The organism is Alistipes onderdonkii, from assembly GCF_025145285.1.
In the GTDB taxonomy this organism is placed as follows: Bacteria; Bacteroidota; Bacteroidia; order Bacteroidales; family Rikenellaceae; genus Alistipes; species Alistipes onderdonkii.
Genome location: NZ_CP102251.1, coordinates 22980 through 38477, shown reverse-complemented (window position 1 = coordinate 38477; position 15498 = coordinate 22980). Strand labels below are relative to the sequence as shown.

The 15498-nt window shown below is 59.1% G+C and carries 13 protein-coding genes; 6 read left to right on the top strand and 7 right to left on the bottom strand.

Features of this window, described 5'->3' with window-relative positions:
* Window positions 1–309 precede the first annotated feature (309 nt).
* On the top strand, window positions 310–1323 hold the full coding sequence (obgE, locus tag NQ559_RS00180; protein WP_018697153.1) for a GTPase ObgE: 1014 nt from the start codon (window positions 310–312) through the stop codon (window positions 1321–1323).
* Here the strand turns inward: obgE and NQ559_RS00175 are convergent.
* From NQ559_RS00175 to serB, 3 genes are read right to left on the bottom strand one after another with little or no spacing between them, the layout of a single operon-like run.
* Window positions 1253–2134 carry a DUF5689 domain-containing protein gene (locus NQ559_RS00175; RefSeq protein ID WP_018697154.1) on the bottom strand — a complete coding sequence of 294 codons (882 nt, stop codon included), beginning with the start codon at window positions 2132–2134 and terminating at the stop codon, window positions 1253–1255. The two genes, obgE and NQ559_RS00175, sit on opposite strands and share 71 nt — an antisense overlap.
* A complete protein-coding gene (locus tag NQ559_RS00170) occupies window positions 2112–2873 on the bottom strand; it encodes a DUF5689 domain-containing protein (RefSeq protein ID WP_026318615.1) in 762 nt (253 codons plus the stop codon). The genes NQ559_RS00175 and NQ559_RS00170 overlap by 23 nt, the downstream gene beginning before the upstream one ends.
* A 4-nt stretch (window positions 2874–2877) precedes the next feature.
* Entirely contained in the window at window positions 2878–4101 is a 1224-nt protein-coding gene (gene serB / locus NQ559_RS00165; RefSeq protein ID WP_018697156.1) for a phosphoserine phosphatase SerB, read from the bottom strand.
* Between the two features lie 104 nt (window positions 4102–4205).
* On the opposite strand from serB, the gene NQ559_RS00160 reads away from it, so the two are divergent.
* The 4 genes from NQ559_RS00160 to NQ559_RS00145 all read left to right on the top strand — a co-directional run bounded on the left by NQ559_RS00160 (window position 4206) and on the right by NQ559_RS00145 (window position 6612).
* Window positions 4206–5120 carry a mechanosensitive ion channel family protein gene (locus NQ559_RS00160; RefSeq protein WP_018697157.1) on the top strand — a complete coding sequence of 305 codons (915 nt, stop codon included), beginning with the start codon at window positions 4206–4208 and terminating at the stop codon, window positions 5118–5120.
* A 12-nt stretch (window positions 5121–5132) separates the two neighbouring features.
* Complete coding sequence (locus tag NQ559_RS00155; RefSeq protein WP_018697158.1) at window positions 5133–5573, top strand: hypothetical protein; 441 nt, start codon at window positions 5133–5135, stop codon at window positions 5571–5573.
* A gap of 20 nt (window positions 5574–5593) precedes the next feature.
* A complete protein-coding gene (locus NQ559_RS00150) occupies window positions 5594–5998 on the top strand; it encodes a DUF5606 family protein (protein ID WP_018697159.1) in 405 nt (134 codons plus the stop codon).
* 119 nt (window positions 5999–6117) lie between these two features.
* A complete protein-coding gene (locus NQ559_RS00145) occupies window positions 6118–6612 on the top strand; it encodes a methylglyoxal synthase (RefSeq protein WP_026318616.1) in 495 nt (164 codons plus the stop codon).
* A gap of 143 nt (window positions 6613–6755) precedes the next feature.
* Here the strand turns inward: NQ559_RS00145 and dusB are convergent, their stop codons facing one another.
* Together dusB and NQ559_RS00135 are read right to left on the bottom strand one after the other, a co-directional pair.
* Window positions 6756–7778 carry a tRNA dihydrouridine synthase DusB gene (gene dusB / locus NQ559_RS00140; RefSeq protein ID WP_018697161.1) on the bottom strand — a complete coding sequence of 341 codons (1023 nt, stop codon included), beginning with the start codon at window positions 7776–7778 and terminating at the stop codon, window positions 6756–6758.
* Window positions 7775–9031, bottom strand: coding sequence for a hemolysin family protein (locus tag NQ559_RS00135; protein WP_018697162.1), 1257 nt, complete (start codon window positions 9029–9031; stop codon window positions 7775–7777). Before NQ559_RS00135 ends, dusB begins: the two co-directional genes overlap by 4 nt.
* Window positions 9032–9206: 175 nt before the next feature.
* Between NQ559_RS00135 and argS the strand changes: the two genes are divergently transcribed.
* Window positions 9207–10988: an arginine--tRNA ligase gene (argS, locus tag NQ559_RS00130; protein ID WP_018697163.1), complete on the top strand. Its 1782-nt coding sequence runs from the start codon at window positions 9207–9209 to the stop codon at window positions 10986–10988.
* Between the two features lie 130 nt (window positions 10989–11118).
* Here the strand turns inward: argS and NQ559_RS00125 are convergent, their stop codons facing one another.
* Window positions 11119–13974 carry a fimbrillin family protein gene (locus tag NQ559_RS00125; RefSeq protein ID WP_033395380.1) on the bottom strand — a complete coding sequence of 952 codons (2856 nt, stop codon included), beginning with the start codon at window positions 13972–13974 and terminating at the stop codon, window positions 11119–11121.
* Window positions 13975–14537: 563 nt separating this feature from the next.
* A complete protein-coding gene (locus NQ559_RS00120; RefSeq protein ID WP_227412443.1) occupies window positions 14538–15407 on the bottom strand; it encodes a prohibitin family protein in 870 nt (289 codons plus the stop codon).
* Window positions 15408–15498 lie beyond the last annotated feature (91 nt).

Sequence of the window (15498 nt, the reverse complement as noted above, 5' to 3'; positions counted from 1 at the left end):
AGTCCGGTGTTGGTACGCAAAACGGGGAGGAACGGCGCAATCTTTTTCCGTAACCTGATTTTTCGCATGAGTTATGGATAACTCACTATTCCTTAGAGCCTTGTTTCGCTATTCGTACCCGTTTGTCGCATTTTCGGGCATGGTTACGAACAAGTAACGTAGCGGCGTCAGGATTTGGCTTCGGCAGGGATTGTAATGGCTTCACGGATTATCGCCACTTCAACCAAAACCCTTGTAACTCAATTCTATCACTATATCTTTCCGCATTTCACTTTTTTGTAGTAACTTTGCGCATCAAATAATCAAGGTATGGCAGGTTCGAACTTTGTAGATTACGTGAAAATATTTGCCCGTTCGGGACACGGAGGGGCCGGCTCGGCGCATTTCCGCCGTGAAAAATTCGTGGCTTTCGGCGGCCCCGACGGCGGCGACGGCGGCAAGGGCGGTAGCATCGTCCTGCAGGGCGACAGCCAGTACTGGACGCTTATCCACCTCAAATACCAGCGCCACCAGTTCGCCGAGGACGGGCAGTGCGGCTCGGGAGCCCGCTCGTCGGGCCGGGACGCCCGGGACATCGTCATCCCCGTGCCGCTGGGCACGGTCGCCCGGCGTGTGGTCGAACAGGAGGACGGCACCACGCTCACCGAAGATGTCGGCGAGGTGACGGCCGACGGCGAACAGCTCGTACTGCTCAAAGGCGGCCGGGGCGGCCTCGGAAACTGGCATTTCAAGAGCGCCACGAACCAGACGCCGCGCTATGCGCAGCCGGGCGAGGAGGGCGACGAAGGCACCTTCATCCTCGAACTGAAGGTCTTGGCCGACGTCGGGCTGGTCGGGTTCCCCAATGCGGGCAAGAGCACCTTGCTCTCGGTGGTCTCGGCTGCCAAACCCAAGATCGCCAACTATGCTTTCACCACGCTCGAACCCAACCTGGGCATCGTCGAGGTGCGTGACCACAAGTCGTTCGTCATGGCCGACATTCCGGGTATCATCGAGGGGGCGCACGAGGGCCGCGGCCTGGGCACGCGCTTCCTGCGCCACATCGAGCGCAACTCGGTGCTGCTGTTCATGATCCCGGCCGACAGCGACGACCTCAAACGCGATTACGCGGTTCTGCTGGGCGAGCTTACGCAGTACAACCCCGAACTGCTCGACAAACAGCGGCTGCTGGCCATCACCAAATGCGATATGCTGGACGACGAACTGATCGAAGAGATGAAATCCCACCTGCCCGAAGGCGTCCCGTCGGTGTTTATCTCGTCGGTTTCGGGGCTGAATATCCCCCGCTTGAAGGACATGCTGTGGGACGCGCTGCAACCGTAGCGAAATCCACCTCGCGGTTGGCGATGCGGAGCGTGTATTTTCCGTTGAAATAGTCGATTATCCCATATACGGAGCCTGTGCCCTGCGGTACGGGCTCCGTTGCATAGGTGCATGTGCCCGCCGTGCGGACGGTGAATTCCCGTCCCGAGGCATCCGCTATCTGCCGCTCCGTCGTCGCGGGGCGTCCGGTCTCGGGATCGGGGTCGCACCAGTTGCCCTGCTGCACGAACCGCACTCCTTCGAAATGCACGTAGGTGTCGGTATGCCGCATGTCTACCTCCCCGAACGTGAGCGTCCGAGGTCGTAGGGGCCTGGTTTCCGCCTGCTTCTGCCGCAGGTACAGCGCCGCCTCCGCCGGAGGTATCCTCCCCGGCCCGGCATATTCGCCCGTGGGGCGCGTGCCAAGCATTACCTTGCCGCCGTAGTCGCACAGGAACAGCCCGTTGCAATGGATCGTGACCGCCGTGCCGACCGGGTAGTCGACGTAGAGTTCCGTGGCGTCCACGGCTATCGAAATTCCGCCGCTCGTGTCTTCGACGACCAGTGTTTTGTAGAATTCTCCGTAGAGGTCGTTGCCCGTCACCACGCCTTCGACCGTGATGTCCTCCGTGACGGCGGCCTGCTCTCCCGTGCACCGCGATTTGAGCGCAGCGATCGTGGCCGTCCCCGCCGGTGGATCGTCGTCGAATTCCAGCCCCGATGCCTTGTCGCACCCGGCGAGGACAGCCAACGCCAGCACGACGGACACGGCCGTCCGGAGTGCCGTGCGGGATATCGCCGGGAGCCGGTTAACGGGTACAATCGTTTTCATCGCGCAGTTTGAGGATGTAACGCCCTTCCCCGGTGGCGTCGTATTGCAGGATTCCCGTGAGCGTACAGCGGCCGACGGGCACCTCGTCGTCCGCAAACCGGGCGTAGCTGCGCACATAAGTGTAGACCGCCGCGCCTGTGTCGTCCGTGAAACGCTTGTATCCGGCCCATGTCCCGGGCGTAAGGTCTTCGGGAGTGTAGCCCAGAGCCCCGATCCGCACCAGCGTGCCGCATCGCTCCGGCGTCAGTTCGCCGGGCGACAGCAGGGTAGGGGCTATGGGTTCCAGCGCCTCCCCGTTGCGGGTCACCGCTGCGTCCAGCGCCGCTTTCGACCCTATGTAATCGGTCGCGAAACCGCTTCCTGCGGCGGGCATCCGCCCGGCCTGCAATACCCCGTGGCTTTCGCCCAGCGCCAGGCCCCTGAGCCTGAGCGTGACATGGCAGCCCTCCGGGAAATCGTTGTGCAGGTGGTCTATGCCCGCCATGACTTCGATCCCCGCTCCGTCCTCTTCGATGCAGAACGTGCGGTAGAAATTCTCGTCGTAATCGCTGGTGGTCACGCGCCCCGACACCACGATGTCCCCCGTGACGGGGAAGGTCGTCCCGGCGAATTTCTCACGCAGCTGCCGGATGGTCGCCGTGACGGGCTCGGGCGTGGCGTCGTCGCCGCGCTCCCCGAACCGGGAGTCGTAGCACCCCGCCGCGAGCAGGGCCACACAGAGCAGCGCCAACCGTCGCATGGGGTTATTGTTCGATGCGTGAATCCTTCAGGCCGAGGAAATAGAGGATGCCGTCCAGGCCGATGGTCGAAATGGACTGGCGGGCCGTGGCCTTCACCTTGGGTTTTGCATGGAATGCGATGCCCAGGCCCGCGAGGTTGAGCATCGGCAGGTCGTTGGCGCCGTCGCCGACCGCCACCGACTGGGCGATGTTGATCTCCTCGAACTGGCACAGCAGGCGCAGCAGCTCGGCCTTGCGGCGCCCGTCGACCACCTCGCCGACATAGCGCCCCGTGAGCTTGCCCTGCTCGATCTCCAGCTCGTTGGCATATACGTAGTCGAATCCGTATTTCTGGCGCAGGTAGTTGCCGAAATAGGTGAACCCGCCCGAGAGGATCGCCGTTTTATAGCCCACGCGCTTGAGGATCGTCATCATGCGCTCCAGCCCTTCGGTGATGGGCAGGTTACGGGCTATCTCCTCCATGACCGAGACGTCGAGCCCCTTGAGCAGGGCCACGCGCTCGGTAAAACTTTCGCGGAAGTCGATCTCGCCCCGCATGGCGCGTGCCGTGATCTCGCGCACCGCATCGCCTACGCCGGCGCGCTCGGCCAGTTCGTCGATCACCTCGGTCTCGATCAGCGTCGAATCCATGTCGAAGCAGATCAGGCGGCGGCTGCGGCGGTAGATGTCGTCTTTCTGGAACGAGACGTCGAGGCCGATTTCCGACAGGTTCATGAACCCCTCCTGCATCGTGCTGCGCTCCTCGTCGGTGAGCGACCCGCGCACCGAAAGTTCGATGCACGATTTGGCCGCACGGTCGTCCTCGCTGAGCGGGATGCGGCCCGTCAGGCGCTTTATGGCGTCGATATTCAGCCCGTGCTGTGCCACCACGCGCGTCACTTCGGCGATATGGCGTGCCGTGACCGTACGACCCAGGAGGGTGATGATGTAGCGGTTCTTGCCCTGCCGGCCGACCCAGTTGTCGTAGTTCTGTTCCGAAATGGGGGTGAAACGGATCATCACGCCCAGCTCCGATGCCTTGAACAACAGCTCCTTCATGATGTTGCCCGACTTGTCCGACGTGGTCTTGAACAGGATGCCCAGCGTCAGCGACTGGTGGATGTTGGCCTGGCCTATGTCGAGGATGAAGGCGTCGTAGCGCGCGAGTATTTCGGTGAGCGAAGAGGTCATGCCCGGCTTGTCCTCGCCGGAGATGTTTATCTGGATGATTTCGACGTTGTTTTGCATCGTGTAGCGTTTTTCCTTTTTTTCTTTTCCGTAAATTCGTAGACAAAGTTAGTAAACTTCTCTTTTTTTTGGTTATTTTTGCAGACAAACTTTATTCCCGGTTTATGTGGCCTCTTTTTTTAGGAACCGAGACGCCCGCGCCGCTGATGCTGCCCGACAGTGTGCAGAAAGCCCATTTCGCGGAGACCGTCCATAAAATTGCGAACCTCGATCTCGAGACCGTATTGCAGAACCTCCTCTCCGAGTCGGTCTGGATACTGCTGAAAATCCTCCTCGCGCTGGCGATCTATTTCGTCGGCCGCTGGATCCTGCGGCGCATCGTCAGGCTGCTCGACCTGGCGCTGGAACACCGCCGTGTCGATATTTCGCTGCGGTCGTTCATGCGCAACACCGTGCGCGTGATCTTCACGCTGCTGCTGGTGCTGATCGTCGTCTCGACGCTGGGCGTCAACGTCACGTCGCTCATCGCCGTCTTCTCCGCCGCCACGCTGGCCATCGGTATGGCCCTGAGCGGAACGGCCCAGAACTTCGCGGGCGGCGTGATGATCCTGCTCATGAAACCTTACCGTGTCGGCGACTACATCTCGGCACAGGGGCAGTCGGGCACCGTGCGCGAGATCAAGCTCTTCTCGACGGTCATCACTACGGCCGACAACCAGACAATTTACATTCCGAACAACTCGATCGCCACGGCCATCATCGACAATTATTCCACGTCCGATACCCGCCGTGTGGACTGGACGATCGGCATTTCGTACGGCGACGACGTGGATACGGCGCGTGCGGCGATCCTCGCCATCCTTGCCGCCGACAACCGCGTGCTGGGCGACCCTGCGCCCGTGGTGTGGGTCGCGGCCCTTGCCGACAGCTCGGTCAACCTCTCTGCGCGAGCCTGGGTGAAGAACGGCGATTACTGGAACGTGTTCTTCGAAAACAACGAAAAATTCTACAAACAACTGCCCGAAAAGGGGATCAACTTCCCCTTCCCGCAGATGGATGTGCATGTGAAAAACAATTAATCTGCCTATAAAATGAAAAAACTGCTTATCATGGCCGTGGCGGCATGCTGCCTGGCGGCTTGCAACAAGGAACTCGGCCCCGAGTATAAGGTTGCGCCCGTAATTTCGAATGTCTCTTGCAGCCCCGGCCTTGATGATGTCCATGCCGGCGATGACGTCCGCGTAACGGCGACCGTCACGAGTGAATACGGATTTACCGGCATCAGCATCCTGCGGGCCCTCAACGACGACGAGACGAAGGTGAAGGAAGAGGGTGCATGGCTGAGTACCAACAAGACGGATACGGAAAAACGCTATTCGGGTACGATCGGCAAGGAGAAGGCCGGCACGAAAGTGACTTTCCAGATACTTGCCGTCTCTGCCTACGGCGTGTATACGTTCTCCGAGGTATACGAATATACCGTGCAGGAAGAGACCGACCCGGAGCCGATGCCCAACCCCGAAGCGAATTAATTTACACACTATATAACAATATGGAATTGAAAGAAATCCTGGCCATCTCGGGCCAGCCCGGACTTTATAAGTATGTAGCGCAGTCCACGCACGGTGTGATCGTCGAATCATTGCTCGACGGCAGGCGGATGAACGCTTCGGCGACGTCGAAAGTAAGTTCGCTGACCGAGATCTCGATGTTCACCGAGGGGGACGACATTCCCTTGGCCGATGTGTTCACCAAGATCTATGCCCATACGGGCGGCCGCGAGGCCGTCAGCCCCAAGGAGTCGCCCGAAAAACTGAAAGCCTGTTTCGCCGAGGTGCTTCCCGACTATGACCGCGACCGGGTACACGTTTCCGACATAAAGAAGTGCTTTGCGTGGTACAACATTCTCGTGAAAGCCGGGTTTACCGAATTCAAGCTTCCGGCCGAAACCGAATAAGCCCTGAGCCCCGCCCGAGCGGGGCTTTTTTGTTGTGTCGTATCCCGATTAAATTCGTATGTTTTTATCCGTAATCCCCGTGTTTGTATTATCTTTGTTCAACGGATAAAAATATCGCTATGGCTAAAATGACGAAAGTGCTGGCACTGGTTGCCCACGACAATATGAAACGCGACCTGGCCGAATGGGTCGACTGGAACAGCAGGAACCTGAGCCGCCATCATCTCGTTTGTACGGGTACGACCGGCAAGATGGTCGAAAAGACACTGCGGGATCACCGCGAGGAAGACGAATCCGCGGATGGGATCCGGGAATTGCCCGACCTGAAAATCACGCTGCTCAAATCCGGCCCGCTGGGCGGTGACCAGCAGTTGGGGTCGCTGATCGCCGACGGCAAGATCAACGCCCTGATCTTCTTCTGGGATCCCATGTCGGCGCAGCCGCACGACGTCGACGTCAAGGCGTTGTTACGCCTGGCGACGCTCTACAATGTCCCGACGGCGATCAACCGTTCGTCGGCCGATTTCCTGATCTCGTCGCCGCTCTTCGAGGACGAGGATTACGAGCCCGTCGTAAAGGATTACAAAGCCTATGTCGAGCGTGTGCTGAAGTAATGGTTGCGCTATGAGCATGTAAATGCCTGATCCCGTTTGGGATCAGGCGTATTTTTTTGCTGTTTCGCACAGAACGGGCAAAACCCCGTTCCATCTCCGTCTCGGCCACCGACCGGAATCGGCCTTCGTGTGAACCCGATCGATTACAGGTCGTGCGACAGCGGTGCGGGCACTGTGCCGCTCACGTCGAAATCGCCCCAGCGCTCGGCGATCGAGTCGAGCGTGGCGAACAGTTCGGGGATGTCGAGCAGCGTGACCAGCTTCAGGCGCGTAGGCTTGAAATCGGGCAGCCCCTTGAAATAGTTGGACAGGTGGCGGCGCATTTCGAGGATGCCCACGTATTCACCTTTGATTTCCAACGATTTTCGCAGGTGCTCCTTGGCGATCTCCACCCGCTCGCAGACCGATGGCTGGGGCAGCACTTCGCCCGTGGCAAGGTAGTGTTTCACCTCGCGGAATATCCACGGGCGCCCGTAGGTCGCGCGGCCGATCATCACGCCGTCCACGCCGTAGCGGTCGAACATTTCGGCCGCTTTCGGCCCCGAATCCACATCGCCGTTGCCGATGATCGGGATTTGTATCTGCGGATTGTTCTTCACCTTGCCGATCAGCGTCCAGTCGGCTTCGCCGCGGTACATCTGGGCCCGTGTGCGGCCGTGTATCGTGAGCGCCGCGATGCCGACGTCCTGCAGGCGCAGGGCTATCTCCTCGATGTTCTTCGACTCGTCGTCCCAGCCCAGGCGGGTTTTCACGGTCACGGGTTTTCCGACCGCCTCCACGATCCGCCGCGTCATTTCGACCATCAGCGGCACGTCGCGCATCATGCCCGACCCGGCGCCCCGCCCCGCGATCTTCTTCACGGGGCAGCCGAAGTTGATGTCGATGATGTCCGGGCCGGCCGCTTCGGCCATGCGCGCCGCCTCGACCATCGGTTCGACCAGATGTCCGTAGAGCTGGATGCCCACCGGACGCTCCGCGTCGTCGATTTCGAGCTTTTTGAGCGACTTGGCCGCGTCGCGTATCAGCCCGTCGGAGGAGATGAATTCCGTGTAGACCACGTCGGCGCCGAAACGCTTGCACATGTAGCGGAACGACGGGTCGGTCACGTCCTCCATCGGCGCCAGCAGCAGGGGTTTTTCCCCGAGTTCTATGTCGGCAATTTTCATGATTCGCCCGCTTGGTCGTGTGTTACGAGTATTTTGTCGATGCGGACGCCGTCCATGTCGACGATCTCGAGGTCGAAACTGTTCCAGCGGAGCTTCTCCCCCGTGGCGGGAATGTGTTTCAGCTGGTCGAGAACCAGTCCGCTGATCGTATTGTAGGCATTGCGGGGAATGGCGTTCTCCTCGCCGAAAAAGGCCAGGAAATCGTAAAACGGACACTGCCCGTCGATGAGTACACTGCCGTCCTCGCGCCGTACGATGTCGGGTTCCTCGTAGCTGTCGGGGATCTCGCCGACCAGCGCCTCGAAGATGTCCTTCAGGGTGACGATGCCGCGCGTTACGCCGAACTCGTCGCACACGATGCCGTAGCCGAGCTGCTCGCTGCGGAGCTGCTCCAGCGCGCTGTATACCTCGAATCCCTCGTGGAAGAACTTGGCGGGAGAAAGGTGGTTGCGGATGTCGAATCCGGGTTCGTCGATATGCCGGAACAGGTCTTTCAGGTAGACGACGCCTGCGAGCTTGTCGAGGCTCCCTTCGCCGACGGGATAGCGGTTGTGGGGCTCCCGGTTGACCCGTTCGCGGATCTGTTCCGGCGTCATCGCGGTGTCGATCCATACCAGTTCGCTGCGGAAGGTCATGATCGACTCGACCGTCCTGTCGCCCAGCGAAAATACGCGGCCCATGATCTTCTGCTCTACCTCCTGCACTTCGCCGTCCTCCGCACCTTCCTGGATGATGGAGCGTATCTCCTCCTCGGTGACCTTCGAATCCGATTTGCGGAGCCCCAGCAGGCGGGTCACGCCTGCGGTGCTGCGCGACAGGAGCCATACGAACGGCGAGGCCAGCAGCGAGAGCAGGCGCATGGGCCGTGCTGCCAGCTTGGCGATCTTTTCCGCCGAGTTCATGCCGATGCGTTTGGGCACGAGCTCCCCGAATATGAGGGTCAGGTAGGTTACGACGATGACGATCGTGATCTGCGCCACGACCGTGGCCGTGCGCAGGGAAATGCCGAGTGCGGCGAGCTCCCGGCCGAATTTCGTGGCCAGCGCATCGCCCGAGTAGATACCCGTGAGGATGCCTATCAGCGTGATGCCGATCTGGATGGTCGAAAGGAATTTGTCCGGGTCTTCAATAAGCTTCTGCGCCTGCCGCGCCTGCATCTCCAGATTGGAGCGGCGCGCGGAGATCATGGCGATCTCCGACATGGCGAAGAAGCCGTTCAGGATGATTAATAATAGAATGATGAGGAACTCCATTGGGGTGTCCGGTTTGTTTGTCTGCAAAGATAATGCATGGCGTGTGTAATGCCAAATTTATTTGTGCGCCCGCCGGTGCCGGGGCAGGGTATTGCATCCTGTCCGAATAATATGGGGCCGGGGATTGAATATTCCCTGAAAAAATACTAAATTTGCGGACAAATTCTTTCACGATATGAATATTGAGAACTTTATTTCGGATGCCGTCCGCCGCTCGGTGGAGGCGCTTTACGGTACGCTCGACGGCGAACAGTTGCAGATTCAGAAGACCCGCAAGGAATTCGAGGGCGATTATACGCTCGTGACCTTCCCGCTGCTGCGACGAAGCCGCAAGTCGCCCGAAGCCACTGCGACCGAGATCGGCGGTTATATGACGGCCAACGTCCCCGAAATCAAGTCTTTCAATGTCATCAAGGGTTTCCTGAACCTCGTGCTCGACGGCGCTTTCTGGGCGGCGCGTTTTGACGAGGTCGCTGCCGATGCCGATTTCGGGCAGGCCCCGGCCACCGGGCGCACGGTCATGATCGAATATTCGTCGCCCAATACCAACAAACCCCTGCACCTGGGGCATATCCGCAACAACCTGCTGGGCTACTCCGTGGCGCAAATACTCAAGGCCAACGGCCATAACGTCATCAAGGCCAACCTGGTGAACGACCGCGGCATCCATATCTGCAAGTCGATGCTGGCGTGGAAACTCTACGGCAACGGCGAAACGCCCGCCACGTCGGGCATGAAGGGCGACCACCTCGTAGGCAAATACTACGTCGAATTCGACAAGCACTACAAAGCGCAAATCAAGGAGCTCATGGCACAGGGGCAGAGCGAGGAGGAGGCGAAAAAGAACGCCCCCGTGATGCTCGAGGCGCAGGAGATGCTGCGCAGGTGGGAGGCCCGCGATCCCGAGGTCTACTCGCTTTGGGAAACCATGAACGGCTGGGTGTACGAGGGCTTCGACGTGACCTACAAGGCGCTGGGCGTCGATTTCGACAAGGTTTACTACGAATCGCAGACCTACCTGCTGGGCAAGAGCCTCGTCGAGGAGGGGCTCCGCAAGGGTGTTTTCTACCGCCGTCCCGACAATTCGGTCTGGATCGACCTCACGGCCGACGGGCTGGACGAGAAACTGCTGCTGCGCGGCGACGGGACTTCGGTCTACATGACGCAGGATCTGGGTACGGCCTACCGCCGCTTCGAGGATAACAAACTCGACGACATGATCTATGTCGTGGGCAACGAACAGAACTACCACTTCCAGGTGCTCAAGCTGGTGCTCAAGAAACTGGGGTATGCCGACTGGAGCGACCATATCACGCACCTCTCCTACGGCATGGTGGAACTGCCCGAGGGCAAGATGAAGTCGCGCGAGGGCACGGTGGTCGACGCCGACGACCTGATCGCCGGCATGGTCGCTACCGCACGCGAGATGTCCGCCGAGCTGGGCAAGCTGGACGGCTGCTCCGAAGAAGAAGCCAATGCCGTGTCGACGATGGTCGGGCTGGGGGCGCTCAAGTATTTCATCCTCAAGGTCGACCCCAGGAAGACCATGCTTTTCGACCCGCGCGAATCCATCGACTTCAACGGCAATACGGGGCCGTTCATCCAATATACCCATGCGCGTATTTGCTCGATCCTGCGCAAGGCTACCGAAGCCGGGATCGACTTTTCCGCCGCCGTGCAGGCCGATTACCTGCCCGAGGAGATCGATCTGGTGAAGACGCTCACGGAATATCCGTCGGTCGTGGCCGCCGCGGGCGAAAATTTCGCCCCCTCGGTCATCGGCGCCTATGTCTACGAGCTGGCCAAGCAGTTCAACGGATACTACCATGATCATTCGATCCTCCGGGAAGAGGATGCAGCGACCCGCACGATGCGTCTCCGGCTGGCCGGGCAGGTGGCGCGTGTCATCCGCCGCGGCATGAACCTGCTCGGCATCGACGTCCCGGAGCGGATGTAATCCGTTGCCGGGCTGCGAAAGCTGAGATATGATTTCGAAAAGGGCAGCTCCCCGCGGGAGCTGCCCTTTCAGCATCGTCTGCCGTCCGGGTTTCCCGGCCGCCGCAGGCGTTTCGTGATGACCATGCCCGTCATTGGGCCACGATCCGGTATTTGTAGGTGTTGGTTTTTCCGGGGACGGTCGTGGACTGCTCGACAATCGGTTCAGCCAGTTGTTCGAATTTGTAACCTGCTGCCGGGGTGATCGTCGTGCCGCCGTTGATCTTGTCGAGCCCCATGTCGCCGAAATAGCCGCCTTTCAGCTCGACCGTGCTCGGGTCGGAAGCCGCTGCCGCACCGTCGTCGCCCAGGCGTACGCAGTAGTCGTGCCCTTCGCTGTAAAATTTACCGCCGTTCACGACCGCATGTCCGTCGGCCAGTACGGCCAGCCCGTGGAAATTGTTGCCCGTGCCTGACAGGTCGTAGGTCGAGAAAATACCGTCGTTGATCGTCACCTTGCCGCCCGAGTCGACCGTCACGGCTCCTTGTACGCCCGATACCTCGGCGTAGTTGATGACGGTTTCCGTCCCTTCGCCCAACGTGCGGATGCAATATGCCCACTGGCCGTTTCCGTTGTGTGCCGTCGAGGAGAACTTCCCGTTATTGACAATCAGCGAGCCGCCGCCCTGGTTGGCAACGGCGTAAAAAGCCGCGTTGACGGTGCAGTCCCCGAGTACGACCTTGCCGCCGTTGTTCAGGATGCCCGACCCCTGCTGGTTATTGGTCGTTTCGAGCGTCGCGCCCCCGTCGATGGTCAGGTTGGCCCCTGCGTAATTCCGGATCAGGCCGTAATCGCCCGTAATGGAGCCGGGGCCCGAAACCGTGAGATCCGAGTAGTTGTTCAGCTTGTTGGACGAGACCGTTATCTTCGTCCCTTGGCCGAGCGTAAGCACGGTGGGGTAGTTGACCTGCACTGCTTGCGCGGCCGTCAGGTCGAGGTCGGCGGTCACGGCGATCTCGCCGCCGCGCGATGCCAGCGTTGCGGCCAGTTCCTCCGGTGTTGCGACCTCCACCTTGCGGCTCAGCGCCTCGCCGTTCAGGGTCAGCGTACTGATGCACAATTCGCCGACATAGGGCTGTATGTCCCACGTCGACTCGTACATCGACCCGAGCCCGTCGAGGTCTTCGCGCGAATTCGTCCCGCTGACCAGCTCCCCGGAGCAGGTGATGTCGATCGTTCCCTGGTTCACGTCGCCCGCGAAATACGAAGAGGCATAAACATACCCTCCGGTAGCCGGATAGCTCGTCTCCCCGTACAGTATCTGGTTCTTATGCCGGATGGTGACGTTCTTCACCGAGCACTCCTCGATACGGGCGTTTTGCTGCATCGTCCCCGCGAAACCGCCCAGTGCGTAGCCGCCCGTCAGCGTCACGCCGTCGGCCGTGATGTTCTTGTAGAGTGAAACCTCCGCCGATCCCAGTTCCATCAGGCCTATCACGCCGCCAATGCGGTAGGAGGTGGAGGCACTTTCTTTGCTCCCGTTTGCTGTCAGACTGATGTTCGTGAGTGCCACGTCCGAAACCGTCGTTCCGGGAAGGGCATACCCGATCAGTCCGCCGATCCATTTCCGCTGGCCTGCCTTCTCCGACGGCAGGTCGCTCTCGTAGGTGAGGTTGGCGACCTTCAGGTTTTTGATCACGGCGCCCGATTTCGTAGCCCCGAAAATTCCCACGCAGGTGTGGTACGACGGATTGACCGTGACGTTGCTGATCGTATGGCCTCCGCCGTCGAATTCGCCTGCGAACTCCTGTGCCTTGGCGCCTTCGGTGTAATTGGTGCCGAATCCGATCGGGGTGTAAATTTTGCCCGTCATGTCAATGTGCTTCGTCATTTTATATTTCTTCGCAGCGTCGGTGGCATTCTCCGAAACCCACAGCATGTCCTCGTAGGAGTCGATCTCGTAATACCCCTCTGCATCCTGGGACGGGGCGTCCACCGGGAGCTTGTTGCTGTCCGACATCGTGCATCTGAACGTCCTGCGGATGTCGCGCTGCAACGATACCGTGGTATTGTCGTTGAAGGTCTTGCGCTCCACGAACTTGTAGCCGTCGGTCGTCCATGCCGTAATCACGCAGTAGCTGATCTGCAGCGGATGTACTACGGCGTAAATATAGGTGTCTCCTCCGGCCGCGATGGTCGCCGGGACGGCGAGCGTCACCGATACCTTGTTGTCCGTTCTGCCCGCTACGGCCGTGGTCTTGTAGTCCGTATTCCCGAATTGGGGGTTCGCCGTCAGGTCTGCCGTATAGAGCCCCGTCAGGGGCTGGTTCCGGGCTGCCTCGAAATCGACCCGGCCGATCGTTACGTCGTTGTCCGTATCGTTCACCAGCCGGATGCGGAGCAGCGCGAATATCCCCGAGAAACTCAGTTTTACCGTGGGAGTATTGTCCGTATCGTTGACCACCGTGGTGGGCACGGCCGCCAGTGCATAGTATTTTGCCAGGTTCGAAAAGTCGTCGCCGGCAACCTGCTGCTGTTCGGCCGGGACTTCGAGGTTGCGCGTACCCGCCCAGTTGCTCGACACGGCCGCGCGCGAATCGGCCGTGCCGTCCGTCGTCCCCGATACCTGGGCTTCGTTTTCTTCGTACGGGTAGTAGGCGTAAACATTCAGCCCTTCCTGGATGGCAAATGTCGAGGAAGACACCTGCTTGAAATCCACCCAGCCTTTTGTCTGCGAGTTCACGGCTTCGAAACAGAGGTTCTGATCCGTCCAGTCGTTGGCCGGATAGTTCAGGTACAGGCCGATCCGGTCGGCATCCTCGGCGCTGAACGAGAACCTCAGCCCGTCCTCCGTCATATCGGCCCTGGTCTGTCCGTCGTCCCCGACGGTGGCGCGTACGATGAAGTCCGCATCGGTTTGCTTCGCTCCCGACTCTTCTGTCGTGTCCGTCGTACAGCCGCACAGGGCTGCCCCAAGCAATAAATACGATAATTTGTTAATTTTCATCGTCTTATTTTTTTAGTCATACACATAAGTTTCCCGAACGGACACATCAGTATTCATTGGTGTCGTCATCCGGTTTTTCTACCTGGCTCGCTGCGAAACCTTGTTCGACGAGCACGAGCACCTCCTCGACGGAGGGCATCTCATAGCTTTTTCTTTTCATTTTGTAGGATTATTGTTAAAAGGGAAGTGACAGGTAAACGCAAGAAAGGGATGCTCTTTTGAGAACATCCCTGATATGGGTGTAATACGTTGGTTGTTAGTGTGCTATGTGCCCAGTCCCGTGGGGGGGGGTAAAATGACCGGCCTTACGGAGCGAATGTTCCGCAGAAGTGTGTTTCAGATATGTCCGGTAATTTCCCATTGTTTGACAAAAGTAGCAATTTTGGCGTAGAGGGATATGATTCCGGTCTGAAATGTTTGTTAAAAAGACGTATTTGTTTGGGTGAGGGCATTTCCCCCCCCCATGCGAATGCGATCCATACCTTTATATATAAAAAGGGGAGGGTATACGCCCTCCCCTCATGTACCATCTCCGGGGTTATTTCCCGGCAGGCAGTTCCGGGTCATTTCCCGATGTTGATGAACGGTAATGCGCCGCCGCCGCTGTATGTCGGGAGTTTGCCGTCCCATTTGTCGATGGCGTCCTGCTGCACGAGCAGCGGGCTCAGCGATTGTGCCACGACGCGGTTGTAATAGGCTTCGCCGTCGCCTTTGATGCGCAGTGCCTGTGCCTCGCCTTGTGCCTTGGCGATTTCGATCTTGGCGTTCGCCTCGGCCTCCTTGACCTTGTTTTCCGCCTTCAGCGCATTCTGTACGGCCTCGTTCTTGGCGTTGATGGCTTCGGCGAGCGATTGCGGAGGGGTGATCTGCGACGTGAATTCCTCCACCAGGAATCCTTCCGACGAGAGGCTCACCTCCAGGCGTTTGCGCACCTCCGATTCGAATTCCCCGCGGTGCGACATCAGGTAGTCCGACGTATACTGGTTGGCACACGTACGGTATGCCTCGTAGATGCAGGTGCGGATGTAACCGTCTTCGATCTCCCCGAGGGTCTTGCGGTATTTGGTGAATACGGCCGTGGCCTTGTCCGGGTCGAGCCGGTAGGCGATCGTCGGATCCATCGTGAATTCCGAGGCGTCCTTGGCGTTGACGCGGAACGGTTCGTAGGTTTTGCGCTGGACGTAGATCGGGTATTCGAAGATCTTTTGCGTGATGGGGTTGTACCACACCCAGCCTTTGCACGTTCCGAGAACGCCTCCGTATTGGCTGGCGTCCGACGACCATTTCTTGAAGCGGATGCCGACCGAACCGCTGTCGATCGTCGTGCAGCTTATGAATGCGATTAACAACAGCACTGCGGGGATGAGTGCGAGCAGCAGATAGCGGGGTTTTATCTGCTTGATTTTGGGATTGTCGAGGAGATCCATTTGCATGTCGGGATAGATTTATGGTAAATAAGGTTTTACAAATATAACGAAAAATCCTGATCCTGTTCCGCACCGGGGCATTTAGCGTGGTACGAAT